General features: G+C 45.4%; 24 protein-coding genes and 1 pseudogene. 5 read left to right on the top strand and 20 right to left on the bottom strand.

All coding sequences use genetic code 11. The annotated features are described in order from the left end of the window. Positions 1-53: 53 nt before the first annotated feature. From VQ00_RS01295 to VQ00_RS17580, 3 genes are all read right to left on the bottom strand, one after another. Positions 54-1,442 carry a sensor histidine kinase gene (locus VQ00_RS01295; protein ID WP_245617987.1) on the bottom strand — a complete coding sequence of 463 codons (1,389 nt, stop codon included), beginning with the start codon at positions 1,440-1,442 and terminating at the stop codon, positions 54-56. Then, positions 1,432-2,106, bottom strand: a complete 675-nt coding sequence (locus tag VQ00_RS01290; RefSeq protein ID WP_046178323.1) for a response regulator transcription factor — start codon at positions 2,104-2,106, stop codon at positions 1,432-1,434. Before VQ00_RS01290 ends, VQ00_RS01295 begins: the two co-directional genes overlap by 11 nt. Positions 2,107-2,456: 350 nt before the next feature. Next, positions 2,457-4,115 carry an ATP-binding protein gene (locus VQ00_RS17580; RefSeq protein WP_052728257.1) on the bottom strand — a complete coding sequence of 553 codons (1,659 nt, stop codon included), beginning with the start codon at positions 4,113-4,115 and terminating at the stop codon, positions 2,457-2,459. 143 nt (positions 4,116-4,258) lie between these two features. Here VQ00_RS17580 and VQ00_RS01280 point away from each other — a divergent pair, with 143 nt between their 5' ends. Next, positions 4,259-4,501 (top strand): hypothetical protein, encoded by a 243-nt coding sequence (locus tag VQ00_RS01280; RefSeq protein ID WP_046178322.1) that lies wholly within the window; start codon positions 4,259-4,261, stop codon positions 4,499-4,501. Positions 4,502-5,555: 1,054 nt separating this feature from the next. Here the strand turns inward: VQ00_RS01280 and VQ00_RS01275 are convergent. The 5 genes from VQ00_RS01275 to VQ00_RS01255 form a co-directional block, all read right to left on the bottom strand. Further along, entirely contained in the window at positions 5,556-6,755 is a 1,200-nt protein-coding gene (locus tag VQ00_RS01275) for an MFS transporter (RefSeq protein WP_046178321.1), read from the bottom strand. Positions 6,756-6,878: 123 nt separating this feature from the next. Beyond that, positions 6,879-7,544 (bottom strand): MtnX-like HAD-IB family phosphatase, encoded by a 666-nt coding sequence (locus tag VQ00_RS01270; RefSeq protein ID WP_046178320.1) that lies wholly within the window; start codon positions 7,542-7,544, stop codon positions 6,879-6,881. 166 nt (positions 7,545-7,710) lie between these two features. Further along, complete coding sequence (locus tag VQ00_RS01265) at positions 7,711-8,925, bottom strand: hypothetical protein (RefSeq protein WP_046178319.1); 1,215 nt, start codon at positions 8,923-8,925, stop codon at positions 7,711-7,713. A gap of 15 nt (positions 8,926-8,940) precedes the next feature. Next, positions 8,941-9,669: an oxygen-insensitive NADPH nitroreductase gene (gene nfsA / locus VQ00_RS01260; RefSeq protein WP_046178318.1), complete on the bottom strand. Its 729-nt coding sequence runs from the start codon at positions 9,667-9,669 to the stop codon at positions 8,941-8,943. A gap of 6 nt (positions 9,670-9,675) precedes the next feature. Further along, positions 9,676-10,134 carry a small multi-drug export protein gene (locus tag VQ00_RS01255; RefSeq protein ID WP_046178317.1) on the bottom strand — a complete coding sequence of 153 codons (459 nt, stop codon included), beginning with the start codon at positions 10,132-10,134 and terminating at the stop codon, positions 9,676-9,678. A gap of 356 nt (positions 10,135-10,490) precedes the next feature. On the opposite strand from VQ00_RS01255, the gene VQ00_RS01250 reads away from it, so the two are divergent. After that, complete coding sequence (locus tag VQ00_RS01250) at positions 10,491-11,792, top strand: acetamidase/formamidase family protein (protein ID WP_046178316.1); 1,302 nt, start codon at positions 10,491-10,493, stop codon at positions 11,790-11,792. Positions 11,793-11,870: 78 nt separating this feature from the next. Next, positions 11,871-12,596, top strand: a complete 726-nt coding sequence (locus VQ00_RS01245) for a 3-ketoacyl-ACP reductase (RefSeq protein ID WP_046178315.1) — start codon at positions 11,871-11,873, stop codon at positions 12,594-12,596. Between the two features lie 167 nt (positions 12,597-12,763). On the opposite strand, the gene VQ00_RS01240 is transcribed toward VQ00_RS01245, so the two are convergent. Continuing rightward, a complete protein-coding gene (locus VQ00_RS01240) occupies positions 12,764-13,711 on the bottom strand; it encodes an alpha/beta hydrolase family protein (RefSeq protein ID WP_046178314.1) in 948 nt (315 codons plus the stop codon). After that, positions 13,708-14,235, bottom strand: coding sequence for a helix-turn-helix domain-containing protein (locus tag VQ00_RS01235; RefSeq protein ID WP_046178313.1), 528 nt, complete (start codon positions 14,233-14,235; stop codon positions 13,708-13,710). Before VQ00_RS01235 ends, VQ00_RS01240 begins: the two co-directional genes overlap by 4 nt. A 128-nt stretch (positions 14,236-14,363) precedes the next feature. On the opposite strand from VQ00_RS01235, the gene VQ00_RS01230 reads away from it, so the two are divergent. Further along, the gene (locus tag VQ00_RS01230; protein ID WP_046178312.1) at positions 14,364-14,849 is read left to right on the top strand and encodes a LytS/YhcK type 5TM receptor domain-containing protein; all 486 of its coding nucleotides are present in this window, start codon (positions 14,364-14,366) and stop codon (positions 14,847-14,849) included. Between the two features lie 51 nt (positions 14,850-14,900). Here the strand turns inward: VQ00_RS01230 and VQ00_RS17915 are convergent, their stop codons facing one another. The 3 genes and pseudogenes from VQ00_RS17915 to VQ00_RS01225 all read right to left on the bottom strand — a co-directional run bounded on the left by VQ00_RS17915 (position 14,901) and on the right by VQ00_RS01225 (position 16,854). After that, positions 14,901-15,062, bottom strand: a complete 162-nt coding sequence (locus VQ00_RS17915; RefSeq protein WP_245617986.1) for a 6-carboxyhexanoate--CoA ligase — start codon at positions 15,060-15,062, stop codon at positions 14,901-14,903. A 58-nt stretch (positions 15,063-15,120) separates the two neighbouring features. Continuing rightward, a pseudogene (locus tag VQ00_RS17910) lies at positions 15,121-15,564 on the bottom strand (aminotransferase class III-fold pyridoxal phosphate-dependent enzyme); the annotation flags it as partial. A 297-nt stretch (positions 15,565-15,861) separates the two neighbouring features. Further along, positions 15,862-16,854: an NADPH:quinone oxidoreductase family protein gene (locus tag VQ00_RS01225; protein WP_046178887.1), complete on the bottom strand. Its 993-nt coding sequence runs from the start codon at positions 16,852-16,854 to the stop codon at positions 15,862-15,864. Between the two features lie 117 nt (positions 16,855-16,971). Between VQ00_RS01225 and VQ00_RS01220 the strand changes: the two genes are divergently transcribed. Continuing rightward, a complete protein-coding gene (locus VQ00_RS01220; RefSeq protein ID WP_046178311.1) occupies positions 16,972-17,565 on the top strand; it encodes a TetR/AcrR family transcriptional regulator in 594 nt (197 codons plus the stop codon). 71 nt (positions 17,566-17,636) lie between these two features. Here VQ00_RS01220 and VQ00_RS01215 read toward each other — a convergent pair whose 3' ends face one another. The 7 genes from VQ00_RS01215 to VQ00_RS01185 form a co-directional block, all read right to left on the bottom strand. After that, positions 17,637-17,831, bottom strand: a complete 195-nt coding sequence (locus VQ00_RS01215) for a hypothetical protein (protein ID WP_046178310.1) — start codon at positions 17,829-17,831, stop codon at positions 17,637-17,639. Positions 17,832-17,944: 113 nt separating this feature from the next. Continuing rightward, positions 17,945-19,642, bottom strand: a complete 1,698-nt coding sequence (cydC, locus tag VQ00_RS01210; RefSeq protein WP_082091419.1) for a thiol reductant ABC exporter subunit CydC — start codon at positions 19,640-19,642, stop codon at positions 17,945-17,947. Continuing rightward, positions 19,639-21,351, bottom strand: a complete 1,713-nt coding sequence (cydD, locus tag VQ00_RS01205) for a thiol reductant ABC exporter subunit CydD (protein ID WP_046178309.1) — start codon at positions 21,349-21,351, stop codon at positions 19,639-19,641. The genes cydC and cydD overlap by 4 nt, the downstream gene beginning before the upstream one ends. 169 nt (positions 21,352-21,520) lie before the next feature. Continuing rightward, complete coding sequence (locus VQ00_RS01200) at positions 21,521-22,273, bottom strand: sensor histidine kinase (protein ID WP_082091418.1); 753 nt, start codon at positions 22,271-22,273, stop codon at positions 21,521-21,523. A gap of 29 nt (positions 22,274-22,302) precedes the next feature. Beyond that, complete coding sequence (locus VQ00_RS01195) at positions 22,303-23,007, bottom strand: LytR/AlgR family response regulator transcription factor (protein WP_172645522.1); 705 nt, start codon at positions 23,005-23,007, stop codon at positions 22,303-22,305. Between the two features lie 264 nt (positions 23,008-23,271). Beyond that, positions 23,272-23,781: a helix-turn-helix domain-containing protein gene (locus tag VQ00_RS01190; RefSeq protein ID WP_052728256.1), complete on the bottom strand. Its 510-nt coding sequence runs from the start codon at positions 23,779-23,781 to the stop codon at positions 23,272-23,274. A 329-nt stretch (positions 23,782-24,110) separates the two neighbouring features. Then, entirely contained in the window at positions 24,111-25,877 is a 1,767-nt protein-coding gene (locus VQ00_RS01185; RefSeq protein WP_046178884.1) for a methyl-accepting chemotaxis protein, read from the bottom strand. Between the last annotated feature and the right edge of the window lie 137 nt (positions 25,878-26,014).

The raw sequence follows: 26,014 nt of genomic DNA, 5'->3' as shown, positions 1-26,014 counted from the left end.
ACGCAAAATGAAGATTTACCGTGTTTATCTACATAAAAAAAGCCGCTTCCACGTTAGGTGGAAACGACCTGTTCATTTGGAATCTGCACAATGAATGTACTGCCTTTACCGAGCTCGCTTTCGACCGTAATGGTGCCGCCATGAATGCCGGCGATCCATTTGGCGATCGACAGCCCGAGACCATGCCCGCCAACGGTGCGGGTGCGGGATTTGTCGGATCGGAAAAACCGGTCAAAAATACGGGACTGATCAGCAGGATCAATGCCAATGCCTTCATCCGACACGCTCACCGTCCAGTGACGGTCACTTTTGGACAGCCGCATCTCTACACGCCCGCCGTCTGGTGAATATTTCACTGCATTGTCCAATAAAATATACATGAGCTGCTTTAAGCGCGCTCGATCTCCGGTCACAAGCAGGTCCTCTGTGGCGTCCAAATAAAGTGAAACGCCATTTGATTCCGCATGCGGCGTTAGCGATTCGATTACATTCGCAGCTTCAGCCCGGACATCTATGTTCTCAAGCGTCCGCTCCACACTGCCGGAATCCGCACGGGCCAGCACCAGTAGGTCACTGACAAGTCCGGTCATTCTTTTAACTTCTGACTTCATGTTTCGCAGCAATTTTTGCGCAAATGGGTCTTCCTCGACGCCATCTGTCATTTCCATCGCATCGATCGATGACAGCATCACACTGAGCGGTGTCCGCAGTTCATGCGACGCGTCGCCGACAAATTCTTTTTGCCGGTAAAACGCGGTTGAAATCGGCCCCATCGCTTTTTTCGACATCATATAACTCATGAAAATCGCTACACCCGCAAACAAAACCGTCAAGCTGACAAGAACGATGAGCAGCCACTGGAATAACTGATAAGCAAATGATATATCTTTGCCAATGTAAATCATGCCGACAAACTGATCGTTGTAGAAAACCGGGTTGCCGTCAATCATGAGCCGGACGGTATCTGATTTTGGCGCCTCGTCAATTTCCCGCCCGCCAATCCGCCGCTCGTCAAACGTCACTTTAAATGTTTCTTCGCGAATCTGGTTTCGTTCCGGCATCCAGCCTGACACAAGATCAAACAGTTCCTCACGCATGTGCGGCATCGTTTCGCTGCCCATCACAAAGTTCCCGTTCGCATCCGTCACGTAATAAAAAAACTGATCCACCCCCGCCAGTACAAGCTCCTGGCTGTCGAGCCCCTGCAATTCGTTCCGGGCGCTTTCCGCTAAATAATCACTGATAATCCGCGTTTCCTGCCGGGTTAAATGTTCAAGCTCCCTATGCTGATCGCGCAAAATCACTACATATAACAACGTATACACGACCACAATAAACAATATGAGAAACAGCATAAGCAGGCTGCTGTACTGCATCGTCAACCGCCGCTGCGTTTTTTGAAACAGGTCACTGCCGCCTTTTTTAAACCATTTAGTCTTCAACTTTATACCCGACTCCCCGCACGCTTTGCACGATATCCTGGCGGCCGAACACATCGAGCTTTTTGCGCAGCAGCTTCACTGTCGCATCAATTGTTTTCGCGGTCACGTCGGCGTCATACCCCCAAATCCGGTCCAGCATTACATCCCGCGTCAGCACCTGTCCTTTATTTTGGACAAGCAAGTCAAGCAGTTGAAACTCACGCGGGCTTAATTGAATCGATTTGCCGTCCTTTTGAATCGTCTGGCCGTTCCGGTTTAATTCAACGCCTTGAATCGCGATCGTTTCTTCGACAATCGGCGCGTAATTGCGGCGGGTAAGCGCCCGCAGCCGCGCAAGGAGCTCATCAATTTCAAACGGTTTGACTAAATAGTCATCCGCGCCGGCATCAAGTCCGACAACCCGGTCTTCTACCGCGTCTTTTGCTGTCAGCATTAAAATCGCCCCGCCGTAGCCTTCTTTCCGAAGATCGCGGCACACATCAACACCGTTCCCGTTCGGCATCATCCAATCTAAGATCAGCACGTCGTAATGAGCAGAAGATGAATAATCGTATGCATCTTCTCCCGTTTTTACCCATTCTACCTGATAGCCGCCTTTTTTCTTCAGCATAAAGCTGACCAATTCCCCCAGCTGCAAATCGTCTTCCGCAAGCAGTATATTCATCCGGTCCACATCCTTTCACTTCTTCTGTTATATCATGTTTTAATGAAAAAAGAGTGAAAGAAAAGCGCAAGGCGCCCGTCTTTCGGCGACAAGCATAAGACGAGCACTGACCGAGGCGCTTTTTGCCTCCAGAAGGGCTTGGCTGGATAAATGGAACAAAAGCTAAGAACGCGGCATCGTGCCGCAACGCTTTTGTGACCTACATCATGTAGGCCCAAGAGCGCAGCATCCTGCTGCCATGCCTTCGTGACTCACATCCTGTGAGCCTTCGAGCCGATGGCGCCTAGAGCTGGAAATGTCCAAAGTCTATACTTTCCTACCGAAAAAAAAGACGCCTGTAAAGGACGCCTTTAACTAGACTCGGCCGGCAGCTGAATTGTAAATACCGTGCCTTCATCCACTATTGACTCAATACGAATCGTTCCCCCGTATTGCTCGACAATATTAAAACAAACCATCAAGCCGAGACCGGTTCCGTCTTCTTTTGTTGAATAAAAGGGTTCGCCAAGCTTCTGCAGGATATGTTCCGGCATCCCTTTTCCTTCATCCTCTATTATCACCTGAACCGTTTCACCGTCAGGTCGGACAGACGCGCGGATGATCCCGCCGTCTTCCATCGCTTCCGTTGCATTTTTAATGATATTAATAAACACCTGCTTAACCTGACCGGCATTGCATCGGATAAAGCAGCCGGGCTCTGCACTATGAAACTGAATATCAATTTTTCGCATAACCGCCTGCGACTGCAGCAATATACAGACATCACGCAGCATTTTTCCCACGTCACATACATCAACTTCAACTGACATCGGCTTGCCGAGAACGAGCAATTCACTCGCAATTGTTTCAATCCGGTCAATTTCTTCTTCGATAATCGTATAATACGCGTCTTGCATAACGTCTTCTCGTGCGAGCTTGATGAAGCCCTTAATCGACGTAAGCGGATTGCGTACTTCATGAGCAATAGAAGCGGCAAGCTGCCCGGCTAAACTCAGTTTTTCAGTCTTAATAGTCAGCTGCTGATGCGCTTTTCGCTCTTGAATACTCCGAATAATTAAAATCGCCGTAGAGTCTTTTTCTATATCGAGCGAAAAAGGAAAAACGCCTATCTCAACATCCAAAATATCTCCTTCATACGTCTTCATTTTCATTTCCGCCAGTGAAAGTTTTTCTTTTAGTTGAAGCTTTTTAACACGCTGTCGTATGACGTCATGGTATTCTTCGCAAAAAATTGTCCAGGCTGATACATTGGATAGGTCACCTGTTTCGCATTTCAGCATTTTCGCAGCTGCGTGATTTCCATAAACGATTTGATAATCGGACACAATAAAAACAGCATCAGGCATTTCATTGATTAAATGTTTATAGTGACCCACTTTTTCTTGCAGACGGTCTTCTATGAACAATGAGGGTGTTTTCAATTCGCTTTTATAATACATCGAAGCAGCTAACTCGTCATCAGTCATAACATGCGAATGGCCTTTCATTAACCCCATTGATAAACTTGCCGAAATTTCATCGGCATTATACGAACAAACAGTGAACGTATTAAGCGGCTTCAAGATCGCATCGGCTTTTTGTTCGTAGAGTTGCAGTTCTTTCTCGCAGCAGGCATCCTTATGCCAAAACACATGGCTCCATACCCGAGTGGGAAGACCTTTTTCCACATAATGTTGAATTGAGTTCTTCAGCGTTTTTAAAACGGTTTCCATATCGAAGGATTGATGAGCTCCATAAAATAAACGGTGATCCACAAACACAATTGATTCTATCTGTTCCTGACCAAATCCTCTTATAAAAAGGCGTTTTCTCATTTCAGCAAGCATATCTGACGATTCCAATAAAATGACCCGATGCTGAAGCTCCAAACCTGCCGTGACAAAAGAAAGAATATTATCCCAGTACTTGTCCCAATTTGAATACAAATATAAAATGTGTGTTCCACTTATTAATTCCGTATTTTTCGTTAGTGCAACTTTTGGATGCATAATGTCATTGGTTAATTCCACAAGGGATCCCTCATTTTGAATATTCATTTTTTACTTTTATTGTATCATGTACATTTTCTTCCGTATATATAAGCCTTTATGCCTAAAACCTATACACACTCAAGCTTTTCAATTAAAATAATGACAGAAAAGGATGTGATCGATTGAAAGCTTCCAAGTTCCGGCTGATGTACCGGATTATTCTTATTATGTTTGCACTCGTCTACGGCGTCGCAGCTTATCCGGATGGGTGGAGCCGGTTTGCGCTGCTTATTGCGGTCATTGCAATCTTTATGACTATTGAAGATGTGTTAATGAAAAAAGCGGGCAAGACACAGCGTATCATCTTTGTCATTTTATTCGCGCTTACGTTTTTTATGACATTTTATTTTGTTTTTTTAGCATAAAAAAACCGCCTGGTGAAGGCGGTTTTTGTCTTATCTTTCGTTCTCGTTTAAATAGTGGTTCAGCTGCTTAAACAGCAAATGAAGCCCGCCGCTGGCGATCGCAATGGCAACAACAAATGTTACGAACATGAAAAGAAAAAAGTCCATTTTTCGCATATGCCCCTCTCACGTAATCTTATGAGACTAGTATAGCGCCGGGCGGTTACACTCATATGACAATGGGATTAAGTTACATTACGATTTGATTAAAGGGTGAAATATAGCGCTGTGCCAATTACTGAAAAAAAGATAGCCAGGACGACAATACCCATGATAATAAATTTGTTCATGGCCGCTTTGGCCGGCTGGTGATAAATACAGCCGCGACAATCAAAAGCGCCGCAAGTCCAATATATGAAAACATGAAAAAGCCTTCTTTCATTTTTTTCTCCATTTTACGCGGTTTGCGCCATTTTTTCTACAAGAAAAAAGCTGCCTTTCTTTTATAAAGGCAGCACAGATTGTAGACAAATAAAACCTTTTGTCAGCACATCTGTTTTTTCTTATGTACCATTGTTCTTTGGTTAGGGTGGTTTATGGCTTTCTGATTGGAGCCGAAATGCGGCAGGCTCGCGGCTTCGCGTTCCGCGGGCAGGCGCTGAGCTCGTTTCCGTCGCTGCGCGCCTCCACCGATCTCACCTGGCCTGCTAGTCCCGCAGGAGTCTTCGCCGCAAGCCCGCCGCCGCTGTTTCTATAAGAGCAGTGCATGAAAGAGCCGGTTCATGCGAACATGCTCCGCTGGCGGCAGTGCCGAAACGGGACCGTTACGATGCCCAATCGTTTTTCACGAATAAACACCAGCCAAAAAACGGGGTGAAGCAAAAAGGACGCAGACTCCTGCGGGAACAGCAGGGAACGTGAGACCCCGCAGGAGCTGGAGCGACGAGGAGGCTCACGCACTGCCCGCGGAAAGCGAAGTCCTTTTTGCTTCACCTATCGGCCCTTTCAAAAAAAGACTGACGACTTTGTCGACAGCCTGAGCTGCCTTTCTTTTGTAAAGGCAGTAACTTCTCTTCTACTCAAGTTCTATTTGCTTCGTTTCACGGCCAAGCAATGCCAGAACAACAACACCGATCACAATACTTACACAGAATAGGCCGAAAATAAAGCCGATCGACTGGCCGGACGCAATAAGCGAGCCGACGAGCAGCGGTCCTAAAACCCCGCCAATCCGCCCGATGGATGCCGCCATACCAGCCCCAGTTCCGCGAATGACCGCCGGATATTGCTCAGGTGTGTAGGCGTATAGCGCGCCCCACGCCCCAAGATTGAAGAATGATAGAAACATACCCGACCCGATCAACATTGCCGTTGATTCCGCATTTCCGAAAACAAGGGCGGATGCCGCGGTTCCAAGTAAATACGTCACGAGCACAAATTTCCGTCCGGCTCGTTCAATAAGCCACGCCGCCGTAAAATACCCCGGCAGCTGGGCAAGTGTCATAATGAGCACGTATTCAAAGCTTTGGATGAGGTTGAACCCTTTCATTACCATCACACTCGGAAGCCAAAGAAACATGCCGTAATACGAAAACACGACCGTGAACCAGACCGTCCAAAGCACAAGGGTCGAACGCGCGTATTTTTTTGACCAAACGTCACGAATGTTTTGTCCAATCGTGCGCTTGGACGCTTTTTTCGGTGAAAACGCCGGCGAATCCGGCAGCTTCAGCCGCAAATACAGCGCGTAAAATGCCGGCAATGCGCCGATAATGACCGCCATTTGCCAGCCGTACGATGGAATGACAAAATACGAGATAACAGCGGCGAGCAGCCAGCCGAACGCCCAAAAGCTTTCAAGCAGTACAACAACCCGGCCACGGTCCTTTGCCGGCACACTTTCCGACACAAGTGTTGAGGCAACCGGCAATTCGCCGCCCAGTCCCATTCCGACGAAAAAACGTAAAATTAAAAAAGCAGTAAGTGTCGTCGTAAAGGCGGACAAGCCGCTGGCCAGTGAAAAAAGAAGCAGCGTGATAATGAAAATATTTTTTCGGCCGATCCGGTCCGCGTAAATGCCAAAAACAAGCGCTCCGACCGCCATGCCGATTGAATTGACACTGCCAATCCAGCCCATCTGCTCCGGTGTTAACTCCCATTCCGCTTTCAGCGCCGCGATAATAAACGACAGCATCCCGACGTCCATCGCGTCAAACATCCAGCCGAGGCCCGCGACACCGAGCAGCTTTTTCTGCGAAAGTGTTTTTTCTGACATTGATTTAACCTCCTGTCTTTACAGATGTTATTACTCCATCACTATAGATAATCTTTGTCGAAAAAACAACCGTTTTTGTCCTATGAATTCAGGATCGTTTTTAAGATCGGATCCGAATGTTCGTCACAGCGCTGTCCATTGCGCAAGTCTTCCTTCTTTCATCAAATCCTCTTTAATCTCATTGAAGCGGTCAAATTTGATATAAGGAACGCCTTTTTCATCTAAAATCTCCGGGAGTGCTTCTTTTGCATACGTCCGATCCGCAAACGCCGCCGGATGCGAATCCGGCTCGCTGTCCCCCGCAAAATAAACAACGTCATACTCTTCTTTCAGCCGCTTGATCACAGTTGCTTTGTCAATGCCATACCGTTCAGAGTAGCTCAAATGTGCCGGGTCAATGTCGAGGTGAATGTTTTGATCACGGTATACGCCTTTGTTGGATAAAATCGTGACATTCTCCAAGCCGCGGTTTGCCACGATCGGCTTAATGTAATAATCCGTTCCGGCACTTAAAATGTAGAAGTCGCCGCCTGCTTCCTGCACGGCACGGACAAAATCCGGCACATCCTCATCAATCGGAATCGATAAAATGTCTTCAGCGATCTGCTCTTCGCTTTGATGAATGGACGCAAACACTTTTGCCAAAAAATCAATGTCTTTCCATTCGCCGCTTTTCCATTTCGGATACAGATCGCGCCCTTCTGGAAAATATGTATCAATGATGAGCCAGTAAAAATCTCTTTTGGAAATCGTGCCGTCAAAATCAGAAACAAATGCCCACCTCGTCATGTCTTTTCCCCCTGATCATCTATTAATATCGTCATTATATATCAGGAATCCAGCAAAAACGAACATATTCATTTTTTATAAACATTTCATAAGCATATTTTAATAAATGTGATCTGAATGAAATAAGAAAAAGCAAAGCCCTGTCGAATCGGGCTTTGCTTTTCTATTAAAAACGTACTATTTCGCCGGTTACAGCATGGACTGCCACATTAGAATCGAGTTTTCCGTTTAAGCGATATGTGTTTCCATCATATACGTAAACAGGCGTTACTTCTAAATACGGCTTTATTTTTTCAAATGCTTCACTTTTTGAAAGCAACGGTTTGGCCGCTTTTTCATAATCTTCATATGTTTCATTCATCCAGCTGCTGTCATCCACATAACTGACCACGGTATAGGAATCTTTATCAAAGAAGAGCTTCCACATCCGTGGGATAACCGAGACATCATTCACATTCATGAGTCTCGCTGCAATCATACCATTTGTTCTGCGTACGCTTGAGAGCGACCACTCGCCGCTTTCTTTCGGCACGTACGTCTGTAAAAATTCCGTACTCGCTTCACGAATTTTCGCATAGCCTTTTTTCGTAATTGGCAGCGTATCCGGATGAGGCGGGAAATCAAACAGCCGGCTTTCATCTAATTCCGCAGGCGCCATTTGCACAAGCTTCCGCCTTACTTTTTTATTTTTAGCCGTTTTCCATGTCAGAATTTCCTGGTTTTCTTCGACGCCTTTCCCTGTTTCATTATCCACAAGTACCTCATCGATCATAAAAAGGGGCAGCCATTTCTCTTCTTCTTTGGATGGATATTCCACAAACTCGAGCCGTTCGTTAGCCAAATTTTTGACAGATTCAACCGTTAACTGAAAGGCAGACTCTTTTGCTTTGTCCGGCACAAGACCCTGTACAGAGAAAAAGGTCAGCTTTTTTTGTTCATCCAATGATACGTTAATATATCCATCTGGCATAACGGGGACGCCTTTATACGCTGTCCGAAAGGAAAACGTATAGTCAGATTCAGCGTCAATAAACTGATCCCCGTACGTCCAGCCTGTTTCCTGCTCCACCCAGCGGATCACTTCATCCCGATCGCCGGTTAAAAATGAAAGACCCCGTATCGGTGCCGTGCCGCCAACAAAAATCGCGCTTTTCAGCCGGCCGGTTTTCACATCAACCTCGATAACCGCCGTGCCTTTTGGGTTGGATTCATCTTCTGTCCGGCTCGTATGGCCCGGCGGAAGCCATTCTGTCGTAAAACGGTAATCCGTTTCGTTCCAGTCATTTTTTTCATACGCCGTTACGATATCAAAGCACGTATAATCTTCAAGGCCAAACTTCTCTTGAATCATGTCTGCCCATTGCTGTAATTGTTCATTCATCGTCTGTTCCTCCGGTCACTTTTGCAAAAAACCTTTTGATTTGATGAAATCGAGCATATACGCGCGGCGCGGCTCTGACAAATAATCCGCCATGCCTTCTGTCCAGCCGGCTGATTTATTGTTCGTTGAACGGCTCGCGTAATAGTCCCGGATTACATCGTCGTATTCGTCAAGCAGCGTTTCATACTTTGTTTCATTGTATTCATTCGTGTGCAAAATGGCTCCAACCGGCAGACGCGGCTTTACTTCATTCGTCTGCGCCGGCACGCCGAATGTTAAACCGAACATCGGGATCACATGTTCCGGCAAGTGTAAGAGCTTGCTGATTGGTTCTGGATTGTTGCGGACACCGCCAATATAGCAAATGCCGTAACCTTTTGATTCTGCTGCGACGACAAAATTTTGCGCGAGAAGCGCTGTATCAATAACGGTCACCATAAAGTTTTCTGTTGTCCCGGCTTCAATCGTTTTTCCGTGTTTTTTCGCCGCATAATCAAGCCGTTTTAAATCCGCGCAAAAAACAAGTGCACGCGCCGCTCCTTTGATCTGCACCGGATTTTTCGACAGCTCGGCAAGCTGCTCGCGCTTGTCTGCATCCGTTACATCGATAATGGAATACGCCTGGACGAAGTGAGACGAAGCTGCACTTTGAGCCGCTTCGATTAATTCATGAAGCTGCTCGTCTGTGACCGGTTCATCTGTATATTTTCTGACGGACGCATGTGATTTCAATAATTCAATCATGTAAGATCATCCTTTCGTTTGTTGTAGAAAAAAGTCAAAGCCAAGCATCGTTGCAATACCGATAATAAGTGTCCACAGGCCAATACTGATCGTCAGCCAAAGAGTTGTCCACTTTTTACTCGCCCCAAACGACAGCCCGATAAACGCGGCAATATGGGTCCCGATAAATAAAGGACCCAGCATCGCGAGTCCCGGCAGCCCGTATTTATTCATAATCCGCCTGGCCCGCTCCATTTGTTTCGTCTGCTTGATGCCTTTATGCTCGAACTTTTTTTTCATCCATTTTTCCACTTTTGTAAAACCCGCGATCAGCATAAGCACCGTCAGCATATTACCTGTAAAGGCAAGCACCATGACCCAAAAAGGCGACAGCCCACGTACAATCCCGATCGGAATAACGAGGGCAATTTCCATCCACGGGATGGCGGCCGCAATAAAAACAAGCGAATACTCCACAAATTGCATTCAGTTTCCTCCATTAGTCTCATTGCTTTTACTTTAACGAAGGACGGACATTCACGCAACCTTGAGACTTTTTATTGAACGGCTTCTGCTGATACACACCGGCCAGTTTCCACGCCTCGTTCCGCACTGCCTCTGCTAATTCTGGCGGTGAGACAACTTTTGACTATGGGGTAACATCCAGCCGATGAGCCTGTCACTTCCTTAGCTGAAGCACTCGTTTACCGCTCATCTGCATCCCCTCTTTTAACATGAATTTTTTTATTGTATCAAATTCCAGCAGAAAACACTTTGATTTCGAACTTTACACCCAATGCAGTATAATAGAATTGAATATTCAGAAAAGGAGAGTGTGGAAAATGGATGCAAAGCAAACGATCATGGTCAATACGTTTACAAACGGGATTTTGGATCCATCAGAGGATATGCTGGGTCCTATACAAGACGGCGGCCATATTTTAGCGAATACAGCCCCCGGGTGCTGGGGCCCCATGATTACGCCTTGTCTGCGGGGCGGACATGAGGTGACAAAGCCTGTTTATGTAGAAGGCGCGGAGCCTGGGGATGCGATTGCGGTGACGATTCATTCCATACAAGTGACATCACTCGCCACTTCTTCAGGGAACGACCAAGCAGTAGATGGCCGCTTTTTAGGCGATCCATTCGTTGCGGTAAAATGTCCTGGCTGCGGCACGATGTATCCGGATACCGTTATTAAAGGAACCGGTCCTGAAGCAATCCGCTGTGCGGAATGTGGCGAAGATGTGACTCCATTTATTTTTACAAATGGCTACACAATGGCATTCAGCGCACAAGATCAGTTAGGCATTACGCTCCCGAAAGAACAAGCTGAACAAGTTGCAGAAAATGGTAAGTTTTACATGAAGACGCCTGAAAACTCTGTGCAAAACCCAATTGTGACGTTTATGCCACACGATTTGACTGGTGTCGTTGCACGAATGCGGCCATTTTTAGGACAACTCGGCACCACTCCTTCCAAAGCACTCCCGGATTCACATAATGCTGGTGACTTTGGTTCTTTTCTGGTCAGTGCGCCGCATGACTACGTGGTGACTCAAGATGAACTCGATGAGCACCGGACAGACGGTCATATGGACATTAGCCGGGTCCGTGCAGGCGCAACGCTTATTTGCCCGGTTAAAGTGCCAGGCGGCGGCATCTATCTTGGCGACATGCACGCGATGCAGGGAGACGGAGAAATTGCTGGTCATACGACAGACGTATCCGGTATCGTTCATCTTCAAGTTCACTTGTTAAAAGGAATCAAAATAGAAGGACCCATTCTTTTGCCAAATGAAGAAGATCTTCCTTACACAGCCCGCCCGCTGTCGGATAAAGAAAAAGCCGCTGCCAAGCGTTTAGCCGAAAAGTGGGACGTTGCAGAACCGGAAGTTTCACTGCCAGTTTCCTTTGTTGGTACAGGCCCTACATTAAACGAAGCAACAATGAACGGAATGGAAAGGGCTGCCCGTTTCTTTTCCGTCACTGTACCGGAAATCATGAACCGCGCTACGATTACCGGCTCGATTGAAATCGGCCGCCATCCTGGTGTTGTTACTGTCACATTTCTAGCTCCGGAAACATATTTGAAAAAAACCAATTTATACGAACAAGTGTCTAAACAGTACCCCAACTTTTGAATAGAGCAAATAAATTGTGAGCCGCCTTTCATGCTGATATGATAAAGCATAGTTATTTCAAAAAAGGGGGACTTTATTTTGGCACAATCATTACAAGGCAAAAAAGCCATTATCACTGGCGGCGGCCGCGGCATTGGTCGCGCGATTGCGGAAGCACTCGCCGCGGAAGGCGTTCATATTGGCTTAATCGGACGGACAGAAGAGAACGTACGGTCGGTAGCGGAAGATTTGTCTCCAAATCCAGCTGACATTAAAACAGCATATGCTGCAGCGGACGTGTCCAATTTGGACGAAGTGGCAGCGGCTGTTGAAAAAGTGAAAAACGAGCTCGGCGGTGTAGACATTTTAATTAACAACGCCGGAATTGCGAAGTTTGGCAGCTTTCTGGACCTCGATCCAGAAGAATGGAAAAAAATCATCGATGTAAACCTGATGGGTGTGTATAACGTCACACGCGCCGTTTTGCCGGACTTGATCGAGCAAAAATCAGGCGATATTATTAACATTTCCTCTTCAGCCGGCCAAAGAGGCGCACCGGTGACAAGCGCATACAGCGCCTCAAAATTCGGTGTGCTTGGCTTGACAGAGTCACTGGCGCTTGAAGTACGGAAGCACAACATCCGTGTTACTGCATTGACGCCAAGTACTGTCGCAACTGATCTTGCAGTAGAAAACAATTTAACAGATGGCAATCCAGACAAAGTGATGCAGCCGGAAGACCTTGCCGAATTTATTGTGGCGCAGCTGAAACTAAACAGCCGTACTTTCATTAAATCAGCTGGTCTTTGGTCAACAAATCCATAAAAATGAGCGCCGGACTTCTTGGTCCGGCGAATTTTTTATGTCCGCTTATTGACGATTTGTGTCCACAAACCCGTGTTTATGTCCACTTTTATTGAATGATGTCCATTCCTGAAAATTTGTGTCCAGTTGGGGGGTATTTATGACCACTCATCCGAATTTGGATCCATTCAAGCGGATTTATGTCCACTTGCAGCGAATTGCTGCAGCCAGGCTTCCATCCTCTCGATTCCTTCTTCGTGAAGCGGCCGCTTCAGCACGACATTCATTAATTTCTTCTGTTTTAAAATACTTTTCGGTTCCGTTTGCACGCGCAGTCCATGCTCCATATCCGCGACAATATGATATTCACTCTCTCCCTGTACAAGCCCAGCTAATTCTTCCAAAACCGAACTTTCGACAAGCGGGTCTTTATTGCCGTGCAGCGCAAATACCGGGCACGTTACCTCGCCTAAAGCGGCTCTCGTATTATAGGCATCGTGCTCGCGAAACCATTTCGCCGGCTGCTTCATCCCTTGAATACGAATGGTATCCCGGTCAGATGCTTTCATTTTCCCCATCATTTTTTCAGTCTTCTTTTCATTTTTCACATCAATTTTCAGCTTCCGGTTTACCCAGCCTTTCCAGCCAGGCATCGCGAACAGCTCACGATATGCCTGCTGGCGCTGATGGTGGAGCGCATCCATTAAGTTATCAACGCCGCCGGACAGAAGCATACACCCGTCTATGTCCATCGTTGCGGCAAGTTCTGTCGCAATAATCGTCCCTTCACTATGGCCGCAGACGATGACACGATCCACATTCGGCTGCGCCTGCAAAAACGCAACCGCCCTTTTTGCATCATCCAATAAATCTGACAAGCCCGCGTCCATCCAGCTTCCTCCCCGCTTCCCCGTGCCGCGCTTGTCATAACGAAGCGTCATAAAACCAAGACTTGTGAAAAAGTGAGCCAGGTCCTTGTACAAATTGGTTTGGTACTTTCCTTTTGGCCCGTTGCCGTTACGGTCAATCGGACCCGATCCCGCTATCAGCAAAATGGCGGGATGCGTTCCTTCCTGATCCGGTGCTGCTAGCGTTCCGTACAACTCTTTCTCCAATACGACTTCTTTTTCAATCATGACTTCGCCCCCTCAGGAATAATGATTGTTGCTAATTGCTTTATTTTCCGCTCCGGCGACGGCTCATTGCGGGCTGCTTCCATAATAAGCGCACTCATTTTCAAGGACAGCTCCTTGAATTCTTCATCGGAGACATGCAATTCAGCCATCCGATAGCTCACACCGTCTTTTTGTAAATCGACATGATTTCCACTTAAATACTGGTCAAACATGCCAATCAACTGCACCGAAAAAGCGGTAAATAATTCAAGGTGTTCTTCTTTGGATAAATTCAAAATATCGTCAGGTGACTGTTTTTTTAATGCATACACTTTTTCGACTGTCCCACGAATGGGATTTTCCTGTACGACTTCGATAAATCCAGCGTCAAGAAGTGTATTCATATGGCGGTATAGTGAAGGCGCCGGTACATCGGTCATCCGCTCTGCCAGTTGTTGAACCGTCAGCTCTTTTTTATTCACAAACGATTGAATAATTTTCATTCTCACTGGATGCAATATTACCTTCAGTTTCGATTCCCTCATCTGCTCTCACCTCTTTGTTATTAATTTTGATAATAATATAATTATTGATAAAAATCAAGCTTGAACTATCTTTTTAAAAAAGATAGTCGAAATGATAGGCATTCGTTAAGATAGAAAGAAAACGCCCATTGAAAGCTCGGTGCCTGTATATAGACCTTTTAATAAAAGATCTGCTTATTAACTTTTTGTTTATCTTGCTTCCTCTCAGTTTGCTGCAGCTTCTTTACTTGCTGAAATATACGTACCGCTTCAAAGAATTGGAAGACTGGATGTTTGCTATTTTCCCGATTCTCTCAGTGGCTCTTTGTATGCTATTTCCGGCTTCGCTAGAAAACGATTTCATTCGGGATCTTCGGCGCATTTCATTAATACTCGGCGTGTTATATGGTGGTCCGGTATTAAGCATTTTTTTGCTGTCAATGATTTTGACCGCACGCTTCTTTACGGGCGGTGACGGACTGATTATTCCCTTTATTTCCTACTCCTTTTTATTTATTGCCATTATGCTGGTGTCCAGGCATAAGGAACATGCTTCTCCATTCACCTTCCTATTAGTGAATCGAAATAAAACCTATACAAGATTTGGTATAGGTTTTTCTTGTTTAAGCAATTAAATTGAGTGCATTCCAATTGCTTGACGATGCCAAGCGTTATGTACCATACTTTTATACTAATAATACCGATTTCTGCTCTGAAAAATGAAAAAGCTGATTGATCTCAATATCTTCTGAAACAAAAAACACCCGTCCTCCGTTAAAATCTCCTTTTTCTTTTAAATGAGGAATTCGAACATACCCCTTCTCAAAGCAGGAAACGTAACCTGTCATATATTCCGGATCCTCTGACCAGCAAAGTTCAGCCCGTACAAATGGAGCATTTGCAACCTTTCATCGTAATAAATCGTTGCTTCTCAGGCTTCCCTTTATGCTGCCAATATTGAAAGGCCATTTTAATCGCGATTTCAACAGCCGTTGCACCAGAATCAGAATAAAACACTTTTGCTAAGCCTAAAGGCATTAATTAAATGAGTTTTTCTGCCAGCAGGATCGCAGGTATATTTGCCATTCCGAGCAATGTCGAGTGGGCGATTTGATCCAATTGATCGTGGATTGCCCGATCTAATTCAGGTACGCGGTGGCCATGGACATTAAGTCAAATAGACGAGACGCCATCCCAGTATTCGTTACCGCGGGCATCTTGAAGTTTCCGTCCGTTGCCACTGGCAATAATAATCGGGTCATCCTCCACGTACTCTTTCATTTGTGTAAAGAGATGCCATACATATTTCTTGTTCTTTTCCGCTAACTCTTCATAACTTAGCTTTTCTTTTTACATCTGTCTTCACACTCCCATCTTTTTAATTGTTAACCTGAAAATAATTAGGTTAACAATTAAAAAGATAATACCCTACCTATACCCAGTTATACAATTCTAAATTTTCTTAGCTCTATACGATTTGTACGTTATATAATTACGTTTTTTTCTTTTTATTTACAGACAAAAAGCTGAGGCCATTAAAGCGCCTCAGCTTTTACAAAATCTTACTGTACTGTATTGAAAACAGCGGTGACTACTTTCACAAACACTCTCTTGAATTTGTCTCTATATACTCAGGTGTTCACCTATTTAAAGACTTACGATCACCCTTCCCCGCATCTTCCCTTGTAATATAGTTGGGAGAATGTCAGGAAGTTCTTCAAGAGACGCCATCTGCTGTACAAATGTGGAGAGATCTTCCGGCTTTAAGTCTGTTGCCATGCGCTCCCACGTTTTCTGTCTCGTTTCCATAGGGCAATTCACAGAGTCAATACCAAGCAAGTTGACCCCGCGGAGGATGAAAGGAAACACACTCGTCGGCACATTTGTCCCACCTGTTAATCCACTGACAGCAACGGAGCCTTTATAGCTGATTTTGCTTAATATAGCGGCTAACGTCTCGCCGCCGACCGGATCAACAGCTCCCGCCCACTGTTCTTTATCTAGTGCTTTTAATTTGCCGTTGTAGACGTCTTCGCGGGAGACGATTTCTTTCGCGCCCAGTTTTGTCAAATAGTTTTTTTCTGAATCTTTTCCCGTACTTGCCACAACATTGTACCCGCGTCCGGCCAGCATCGAGACGGCAAAACTGCCGACGCCGCCTGTCGCACCCGTTACAAGAACATTTCCCTGATCAGGCTGCAGTCCGTTTTCCTCCAGGCGCTGCACAGACAAAGCTGCTGTAAAGCCGGCTGTGCCAAAGATCATTGCTTCTTTCAATGTGAGACCTTTCGGCAGCGGAACGACCCAATCAGCCGGAATGCGCGCGTATTCACTATATCCGCCAAAGTGCGAAACGCCGATTTCATAGCTTGTGGCAATGACCTCGTCTCCTTCTTGAAAACGGGTATCCGATGAGGAGACAACGACGCCTGCCAAATCAATTCCGGGAATAAACGGATATGACCGAACGATTTTCCCATCTGGAATACTGGCCAAACCATCTTTGTAATTAATCCCTGAATAAGCGGTTTTAATCAACACTTCCCCTTGAGGCAGCTCTTCCAGCCCTATTTTTTTTACACCCACTGAAAAATCATCTTCCGTTTTATCCACGATTAATGCGTGAAACTGTTCGTTCATGCCAACATCCCCTTTGTATGTAGTATGCTCAAAAAAATTATTCTGACCGGTCAGAATAATTTTAACGAATCTTTCGTTTGTTGTATACTTATTTAAATCAAAAAGCGGAGGGTTTTTATGAAAAAGAAAGCGGAAGAACGAAAGGATCAAGTATTAAAAGCGGCCTTTCAGGCAGTGGCCGACCATGGCTTTGATGCGGTCACCCTGCAGCATATTGCGGATCAGGCCGGTGTCAGCAAAGGGGTCGTTCATTATTATTTTCAAAACAAAGAAACGATCTTGTCTCAATTATTGCAGTCGATTACAGCGAAAATTTATGAAGCAGAACATCGGGCGATTACCGAAAAACAAACAGCCCTTGAAAAATTAAATGCCTACGTTCATTCTGTTTTTCTTTCACCGGAGAAAAACAAGAAATTTTACCGGGTCTACATGGATTTTTTAGCGCAGGCGAGCAGGAATCCTCTCTATCAGGAGATCAACTATCATTTTTACGAAAACTGCTGGGGAATTGGGCGTGAAATTATTACGCTCGGCAAAAAAGAAGGCATCTTTTCTTCCGATCTGGACGTTGAAAAATCAGCCAAAATGATGCGCGCCGTGATTGACGGCTGCTTAATTCAATGGCTCATGTGCGGTCAGGATGATTTGCATGATTTCTATAAGCAGGCTTGCTTAGAAAGTATCTCAACACTTTTAAAGTCGCCGTAATGTTTTTAAAAAAGGGCTGCCGTTGTTTCCGGCAGCCCTTTGAATCATGAGACCCACTCCTATCTCTCACATCAATAGTAGCGAAAATATGGATGGAACGGAGGATACGGAAAAAATGGAAATAACGGCAAGAATGGTGAAAATGGCGGTCTCATATACGGGTAATACGGGTATGGATACGGATGCTGCACTTCTAATGCATCATCATAACCTTGTTCCAAAGGCATTCCAAACTGCTCTTCATTGTTTGCAGGCTGATCGATCAACACAAAAGCCTCCCTCACATTTTAACTTCACCCTTACAATATTCAAGTCTGCCTAAAATGGTGTAAAAAAGCAGAACCAAACATTCTTTCGCTATTTGGTTCTGCTTTTATCGTTACGCTAACACATTTTTTTCAATTTGCTTCATTTCATAAAAATATTCTTTTCTCTCCATCAATTCATTAAACGTTCCAGCTTCGACCACATTTCCACGCTCCATGACGACAATTTGGTCCATTTTTTCAAGCCCGGTCAACCGGTGGCTGATCAGCACAAGCGTATCTTTTTGTGCTGCCTCATGCAAATGGCCAAAGATCCGTTTTTCGGTCAGCACATCGAGTGACGATGACGGTTCATCGAGCAGCCAGACTGGCGCCCGCTTTAATAATACCCGCGCAATCGCGAGCCGCTGCTTTTCGCCGCCCGACAGGTTTTCTGCTTTTTCAAGCACCGGATCATCCAATGAAAACGGCAGTTCAACGAGCCGCAGTGTGTCTTCCATTTCGCGATCCGTCAAACCATCACCTGCGATCTTCAAATTGTCCCGCACTGTGCCATAGAAAAAGTGGTTCTCCTGCAGCACGACATTCGTTTTCGACCATATGTTTTCCGCCTGAATCTCACCCATTGAATTTCCATCAAGCAAAATTGTTCCGGCATTCACCGTATACATATTCAAAAGCAGCTGCATGACGGTCGATTTTCCTGAACCGCTCGGCCCGACAATTGCCGTTTTCGAACCGGCAGGAATGGAAATTGAGACGTTTTGAAGCGCTGGACGCGTTTCACCAGGGTACCTAAATGTCACGTCTTTCAATTCAATCGAAAAGGCGTCATCCCGCTCGATCATGCCCATTTTTGGCGCTGGCGGTTCTTCATCGACAACGGAAAACAGCCGGCCTGCTGCTTGTCTCGTGTCTTCGAGATGCGCTGGGAAAACCGCCATCGGCACCGCGTTGTCAAAGATTGTTAAAGAAATCATCACGAGCATCGCTAAAAACAAGCCATTAAGCTCTCCAATCGTGACAAAATAGGCGCCGAGTGCGAGCACAACAAACGCAACACTCAAGGCAGCTGCGGCATTCAACGACTGGCTCGCAGCCGCCTGCACGCTTTCTTTTTCTTGCTCTTGTACATAAGCGTCGGCTATTTGCAAAAGCTTTTCTTCTTTTTCATCCAGCTTTTGGTGCAGCTTTAAATCTCGAAATCCATATAATAGCTCGGTCACTTCCGTTGACAAACCGGCGCGTCGTTCCCGGACACCCTGCTTTACTTTCCGCTGCTGCAGTGCAAGTAACCCAGGAATGACAAAACCGGTCAGTACTAATCCACCCAATAGCACAAGCGCGATCCAGACAGAGTAAAAGAGCGTAAAAAAGATAGTGCTTAAAAACACAATAACGAGCACAAGTGGCGGATAAAAAACACGCAAAAAGAAGTTTTGCAGCGTTTCGACATCCCCAACGATGCGTGCCAGCAAGTCCCCGCTTCGGTATTTCCCGAAAATCTGCGGCGCGAGCGGTTCTAGTTTTTCATAAAACGACACGCGCAAATTGCTTAATATCGTAAACGTCGCCCGGTGGGAAACGTACCGCTCCGCATAGCGGCTCCCTGCTTTCGCCGCACCGAACAATTTCAACAGCGCCGTCATAATCGTAATAATGTACAGTGGAGGCTGCAGGACAGATTTTGAGATCATAAACCCGCTAAGACCAAACAGCGCTACTGACGTTAATCCGGCAAGGACGCCGAACAGCACGGACAACCAAATATCCCGCTTTTCTTCCATCATAATGGACACAAGCCTCTTCACCCTGCTGCACCTCCTTGCACCATCGCGCGGTACGACTCGCTCGATTTCATTAATTCCATGTGTGTACCCGCGGCTTCGACTTCCCCGTTGTTCATCAAGAAAATGACGTCCGCCTGTTGAATCGTATGCAGGCGGTGGGCGACAGTCATGACCGAAGCCGTTTGGGCCAGTTCATTGATCGACCGCTGCAAAATCTGCTCCGTTTTTAAATCAAGCCCGGTCGTCGGCTCGTCAAACAGGACAAACGATGGCTTCTTTAAAAACGCACGAGCGAGCGCCACACGCTGTTTTTCCCCGCCTGAAAGACCGCGTCCAGACTCGCCGACTTTTGTATCCAGCCCGTCTTCAAGCTCACGAATCAACTCCGTCAATCCAGCTTTTTCTGCCGCTGCTTCGACTTCCGCACGCGCCGGATGACCAGGCGCGCCAAGACGGATGTTTTCTTCAATCGTTCCAGAAAACAAATAAGGGTGCTGCGAAATGTAGCTCACTTCCCGGAACCAAGACGATTCACTGAACGAAGCACGTGGACGGCCGTCAATGAACACGTCTCCTTCCTGCGGATCAAACAGTCCTGCCGCCACATTTAACAGCGTTGTTTTGCCGGATCCGGTCGCGCCGACAATCGCCGTACGTGCACAAGATGGGATGTGAACATCCACGTTTTTCAATGAAAAACCTTCTCCATATTGAAAGTGCACGTTTTTCAGTTCCACAGACGGCCGCGCCGGCACTTCTCTATCGCCCCACTTTACCGGCTGCTCATCTGCTGCAAGCTCTGCTTTAATCTTTTCCGCCGCCCCGAGGCTTCCCCTTCCAGTATGAAACGCGGCACCGAGCTCTTTCAGTGCCGTATAATATTCCGGTGCCAAAACGAGCACGAAAAACGCCGATACGAACGAAATGCTGTCAAATACAACGAGACGCAGGCCGATTTCAAGTGCAATCAGCCCAATACTGAGCGTCGAAATAAACTCGAGCATCAGTGTTGAGGTAAACGCGATTTTCAATATATCCATCGTCGCTTCCCGAAATCCGAGGCTGCTTTTTTGGATCACGTCCCGCTGCCGTCCCGCCCGGCCAAATAACTTTAGCGTTTGAAGTCCCTGCAATGTATCCAAAAATTGTCCTGAGAACGCTGCCAGCTTATCGAGCTGTTCTTCCGATTTTTTCTGTGTTTTTATTCCGATAATAATATAAAAAAGCGGAATAAACGGCGCGGTCACCATCATAATCAACCCGCTCCAAATGTGTGTATACGATACAGCCGCTAAGACAATGAGCGGTACAATAGATGCTTTCATCACTTGCGGCATATACTCGCGGTAATAGCTGTCAATGCCGTCGACCGCTTCCATCATGACCGTCACTTTTCCGCCAGACTGGCCTTGAATGGCTGTCTGGATTGGGTTCTGCGTCCACTTTTGGAGCAAAATTGAACGGACGCGCTGCTTCACCTTTGACGCCATGTTAACACCGAGTCGGGCATTAGCATATGTAATGCCTGCTCGGATAACCATCAGCCCAAAGAGAAAACCAAGCATCGGCACAACCGCTCCAAACGATTGATTTTGCAAAAAAACCCTATCCACAACGTTGACCAAAAAGTATGCCTGGCCCACGATCACCGCTCCCATTAATACTGATAAGCCCAAAAGCGCTGCCATGATTCCTTTTTGTTCAGATGCCCATTTTCGAAGCTCATTCATGAATTTATTATATCCACCTTTCAATACGTGAAAATATTCACAATGTCTTTTTAGTATAAAATAGTCTCATCTAAAATGCTCTTCATCTGCTCTCTTCATCCGGTCTTTTTTGGGTTCTTTTCACAATTTGTTCAATCATATCACGAAAAAAGCCTGCCGCATGATAAAATCATTCGACAGGCCCATTAGACGGCAGCATGACTTTCACAACCGTCCCTTTTCCTTTTTCACTTGTAATAAGCACGCGCCCTCCCATCCCTTCGACGGTGCGGCAGGCTGTCATCATTCCGAGCCCGGTTCCTTTACTTTCCGTTAAATTAAAATATGGATCCCCAAGACGCTTGAGCTGCTCCTCTGTCATCCCCTCACCGGAATCTGAGAATGTGACAACCATTCTTTTTGTCTTCATCTGCACGGAAATGTCCAATGTCCCGCCGTTCTTCATTGATTCTACTGCATTTTCACAAATATTCCAGAAGCACTGATTCAACCGCAGGCGCTCTCCAAGAACAGCACCATATTCAAGCTGCAGACGTGTCTCTACATTATTCCGTTCCATAAGCGGCTGCATCCGGCTGAGCACATCTTGAATTTCTGCCCGAATCAGTACAGGCTCCATTTCCCCCCCAAATGGATTTGCGTACAATTGGTAGTCACGGATCATTCGTTCCGATCGTTCCAGCTCAGCCATTGCTGTTTCGATATATTCCCGCTGCTGTTTATCGATCGTTTCTTCCTGAATTAGCTGCAGCATTCCCCTGATGACTGTGAGCGGCTGGCGCATTTCATGCCCAAATGACGCTGCCAGGTGGTAAAGAGATTCTTTTCGAAGCTGCTTTTCCATTCTCACAATCGACTTATGTAAATAAAACATATATGCCAGTGCCGCAGGCAAGCTGCACACAATCACGATTGCCATCATTTATCACCAAATTTTTCTTAAATTATTGGTTAACATAACTGCTCAATCCCTCTTTGTACTTCTTTTATTTTTAATCTAGAAATATGTGCATGTTTAGGAAAGTCTAAAAAATACGTCTCGTTTTTCGGTTTAATGGAAAACACATTATCCAAATTAATGATATTGGAACGGTGTGCCAAATAAAACGACTGATCCAAGCAGGCAAACAAATCCGTCAGCTTTTCATACGTTTCATATGTTTCTTCCTTCGTATAAACGAAACATTTCTTGCCGCTTTTTTCAATAAATAAAATATCTTGAAACGGCACGTAGTAGCTCGTTCCGTTAAATTTAAGCGGCAGCTTTTTGTTTGTAACCGTTCTTGTGCAAAGCGTTTTTTTCACTTTTTCAAGTGCCATATACAGACGTTCCGGCTGAATCGGCTTGATGATGTAGTTCGCGGCTGACAGCGTAAAAGCATCTGCCGCAAAATCACGGTTATCCGCCATAAAAATGACGCTCACATTCGAATGAAATTGCTGACAGGCCGCAATTATGTCAAGCCCGCTCCGCTCCCGCATGTAAATCGACATAATAATAGCGTCCGGTTTAGTTATGGCTGTTTGTTTGATAATATCTTGCTCTGTTGTACAGACCGACACGATCAGAAAATCCGGATGATCGGTTATATACGACTGAAGCAGACTCAGCGATGCTTCATTGGCATCCGCAATTAATAATGAAAATGAAGTCACACCCAAAGGCCCCTCTCCATCCGAAACATTTCCTTTCATTTTACTCCGGTTGAGCGTGAAACGATGAGGGTAAATGATGGAAAAAAACTTTCATTTATTAGTGAAATTACTTTATTTCCTCATTATTTCATCGTACGTGATCAAACTTCATGTCGTCTATTTCAATAAATCATTTCAGGTCTATCATTTTGGCATTTTTTAAAAAATAAAGCACATTTCAAGACTATTTTCCCTGTATTTCAAATGAAAATACAAAAAACCAGTCTACTTAGTGCGAATAGACTGGCGGTACTGCTTCGGCGTCAGGCCGGTATGCTTTTTAAATACTTTCGTAAAATGACTTTGGTCGGTAAAGTGCAGCCAGGCGCTAATAACGGCGATCGGATGAGAAGAAAGCAGCAGTAAACTTTCCGCTTCCTCTATGCGCGCTCTTTGAATGGCTTCATTGATCGTAATTCCCGTTTCACTTTTAAAAAGGATTGAGACATATGAAGAAGACAATTTTATATAGTGAGCGATTCGCTCAAGACTGAGTTCATCGTAAACATGCTGGATAATATAACGCTGACACTTGACGATTATTGGCGAGAGAGATGATGTTTTCGCCCGCTGCACCCGTTCTGTAAACGCGCAGAGTGCATCTTGAAGCAGGTGCTCCACTTGTATTACTTCAGACAATTCTTCTAGACGCTGAATGTACACATCGCTAAGCGTATACGCCATTTCCAGATGAACCCCGCCATCTTCCGGACCGGTCTGAACGATTTTTTTCACTTTACGAACGCTCCCTTTTCGGATGAATGACACTAGCTTTTGTTCATAGGATGGATCGTGGTGAAAAGACATCGACTGCTTTCGCTTCGACAACGTGCAGATCGATCGGAATTTCCCACCGTCACATGCGCTGTCTGTTCGCGTACATTACTCTCAATTCCGTACACCGTAAAATAAACAAGCCGGGCCATCCCCTTCCACTGCTTTTTCCCAACGACCGGCAGCTTGCGGTAATAATCGGCGCGCCGTATCATCCCGGCAAGACGCGTGTCATCCATATACATAATATACCAAAAACAAAGCCCATGTACTTTCGAAGATAGTCTTCTTTATGCCAGTGTAAATTGTTTGACGGATTGTTCAAGGTCTTTCGATAATTTAGCGAGTGACTGCGCACTTTCACTGATTTCTTCCATCGATGCATTTAATTGGCGGGAAGCCGCGGCCGTTTCTTCTACACTTGCGGAAGACTCCTCAGAGACAGAAGCAACTTCCTGGCTGGAGGAGCTGATTTTATCGCTTCCTTCGCTGATCGAATCAAGGCGTAAGGAGATGGTTTGAATACTTCCTGACATTTCGTTGACAAACTGAATAATATCCGCAAATGTTTTCGTCGTACGCTGCATTGCCTGGCTGCCTTTTTGTACTTCATTAAACCCATTATTAAGTGATGTAACAACATCGGCTGTTTCACTTTGTACACCATTAATGATGCCGGTAATTTCTGTAACGGATTCATCTACTTGCACAGCGAGTTTTCGCACCTCATCCGCAACAACCGCAAAACCTCTGCCATGTTCCCCTGCACGTGCTGCTTCGATGGCCGCATTTAAAGCCAGCAGGTTTGTTTGAGCTGAAATGGACTGAATGACATTTGCCAAATGAGAGATTTCAAGAGTCCTTTTTTCAAGTCCTTGTACTTTTTCAACAGACTCTGATACGAGGGAAGTAATATGCTGCATCTGTCCGGCGGTTTGTTCCATTTGAATCCGGCCTTCCTCCGAAACACGGAGTACACTGTTTGATGTCTCGGAAAGCTGAATGCCGCTTTTATGGGTATCCGCAATTTGATGATTCAGGGATTCAATGAGTTCACTGATGGAGGAGGCGGCACCTGTCTGCTGTTTTGCTCCTTGAGCCAATTCATCCATTGAGCTCGCAATTTGCTCGCTGCCGTCTTTTACTTCAATAGCCATTGAATATAAAGTACCGCTTTGTGTATCAACTTGCTGTGAAACGGTAAGGAGTTGTGAAACAATCGATCGTAAATTATCAGCCATTTTGTTTACTGATTCTGCAAGCTGTCCAATATCATCCTTGCCGTCGTAATCGATCGGTTCAACATTTAATTTGCCCTGGGCAATACTTGTGCTGACATGTACGACTTTTTTCAAATTCAATTCAACAACACGGCTGATCCATTTAGAGAAAATGATGCTCACGAGGGATGCAACGATTACAGATAGAATGAGCAGAACAAGGGATTGTCTTGCCGCTTCTTTTGCTTCTTGAACAGAAGCTGAATAATCATTTTCTAGATCTTCTTGAAGGCTGTCAATATGGTCAATTGTCTGAGACCGCAGATAAGCCGACAGTTGTTTTGAAGAAAACGTTTCTTCTTCATTGCCCAGTTGAACAGAAGGAATAATCAGATCGAGAAAAATACGATTCATTTCACTGTCATTCGCTTTAACCTGGTCCAATGTGCTGCGCGCTGAGGCGGGCGCTGCCTCTCTTGCTTGTTCTATTAATGTATTTAACTGTTCGCTCTGTTCATTATACTGATCAATGGCCGTTTGATCCTCCAATAAAATATAGTCGCTTATCCGAATATCTTTTTGGCGAAATAACGATGCCATTTCACTGAGGGCAAGAGCATTGTTTCCTTTTTGATCGAGCTCGTCCAGTTTGTTCGTCAAATCGTTTAAAATAAATGATGTGATAGCGGTCGCAGTAATAAATAGTAAAATAACGATTGCAAGAACGGAACCGTATTTTTGGCTGATGCGTTTATTTTTAAAAAAAGAAACACCTTTCTTTGTTCGTACCTTTACTTCTTTTTCCTTGCGGGGCAAGCGTGTTTTTTTCTTCGGCATATTTTCACCATCCATACATCGTAGTCTTTTTGTATTATATCATAATACCCAATATAAATGTAAGCGTATTAGCCTGGTAACTACAACTATGCATCCTAATATTTAAATCCCTGTATTTTCAGGATAAATATTGAAAA

It is taken from the genome of Domibacillus tundrae (assembly GCF_000970675.1).
Classification (GTDB): Bacteria; Bacillota; Bacilli; order Bacillales; family Domibacillaceae; genus Domibacillus; species Domibacillus tundrae.
Note: the sequence above shows the minus strand (reverse complement) of the source record. Positions and strands in the feature narration are given on the sequence as shown.

Excerpts from the sequence above, each read along its gene's own strand:
- nfsA (WP_046178318.1), bottom strand. The coding sequence starts at position 9,669 with ATGATTGAATTATTGAAATCACATGCGTCCGTCAGAAAATATACAGAT.
- VQ00_RS01200 (WP_082091418.1), bottom strand. The coding sequence starts at position 22,273 with ATGATGGCAATCGTGATTGTGTGCAGCTTGCCTGCGGCACTGGCATAT.
- VQ00_RS01225 (WP_046178887.1), bottom strand. The coding sequence starts at position 16,854 with ATGAACGAACAGTTTCACGCATTAATCGTGGATAAAACGGAAGATGAT.
- cydD (WP_046178309.1), bottom strand. The coding sequence starts at position 21,351 with ATGAATGAGCTTCGAAAATGGGCATCTGAACAAAAAGGAATCATGGCA.
- VQ00_RS01270 (WP_046178320.1), bottom strand. The coding sequence starts at position 7,544 with ATGACGAGGTGGGCATTTGTTTCTGATTTTGACGGCACGATTTCCAAA.
- VQ00_RS01250 (WP_046178316.1), top strand. The coding sequence starts at position 10,491 with ATGGATGCAAAGCAAACGATCATGGTCAATACGTTTACAAACGGGATT.
- VQ00_RS01220 (WP_046178311.1), top strand. The coding sequence starts at position 16,972 with ATGAAAAAGAAAGCGGAAGAACGAAAGGATCAAGTATTAAAAGCGGCC.
- VQ00_RS01290 (WP_046178323.1), bottom strand. The coding sequence starts at position 2,106 with ATGAATATACTGCTTGCGGAAGACGATTTGCAGCTGGGGGAATTGGTC.
- VQ00_RS17915 (WP_245617986.1), bottom strand. The coding sequence starts at position 15,062 with ATGACAGGTTACGTTTCCTGCTTTGAGAAGGGGTATGTTCGAATTCCT.
- VQ00_RS01275 (WP_046178321.1), bottom strand. The coding sequence starts at position 6,755 with ATGTCAGAAAAAACACTTTCGCAGAAAAAGCTGCTCGGTGTCGCGGGC.
- VQ00_RS01255 (WP_046178317.1), bottom strand. The coding sequence starts at position 10,134 with ATGCAATTTGTGGAGTATTCGCTTGTTTTTATTGCGGCCGCCATCCCG.
- VQ00_RS01235 (WP_046178313.1), bottom strand. The coding sequence starts at position 14,235 with ATGAGGGAATCGAAACTGAAGGTAATATTGCATCCAGTGAGAATGAAA.
- VQ00_RS01265 (WP_046178319.1), bottom strand. The coding sequence starts at position 8,925 with ATGAATGAACAATTACAGCAATGGGCAGACATGATTCAAGAGAAGTTT.
- VQ00_RS01240 (WP_046178314.1), bottom strand. The coding sequence starts at position 13,711 with ATGATTGAAAAAGAAGTCGTATTGGAGAAAGAGTTGTACGGAACGCTA.
- VQ00_RS01185 (WP_046178884.1), bottom strand. The coding sequence starts at position 25,877 with ATGCCGAAGAAAAAAACACGCTTGCCCCGCAAGGAAAAAGAAGTAAAG.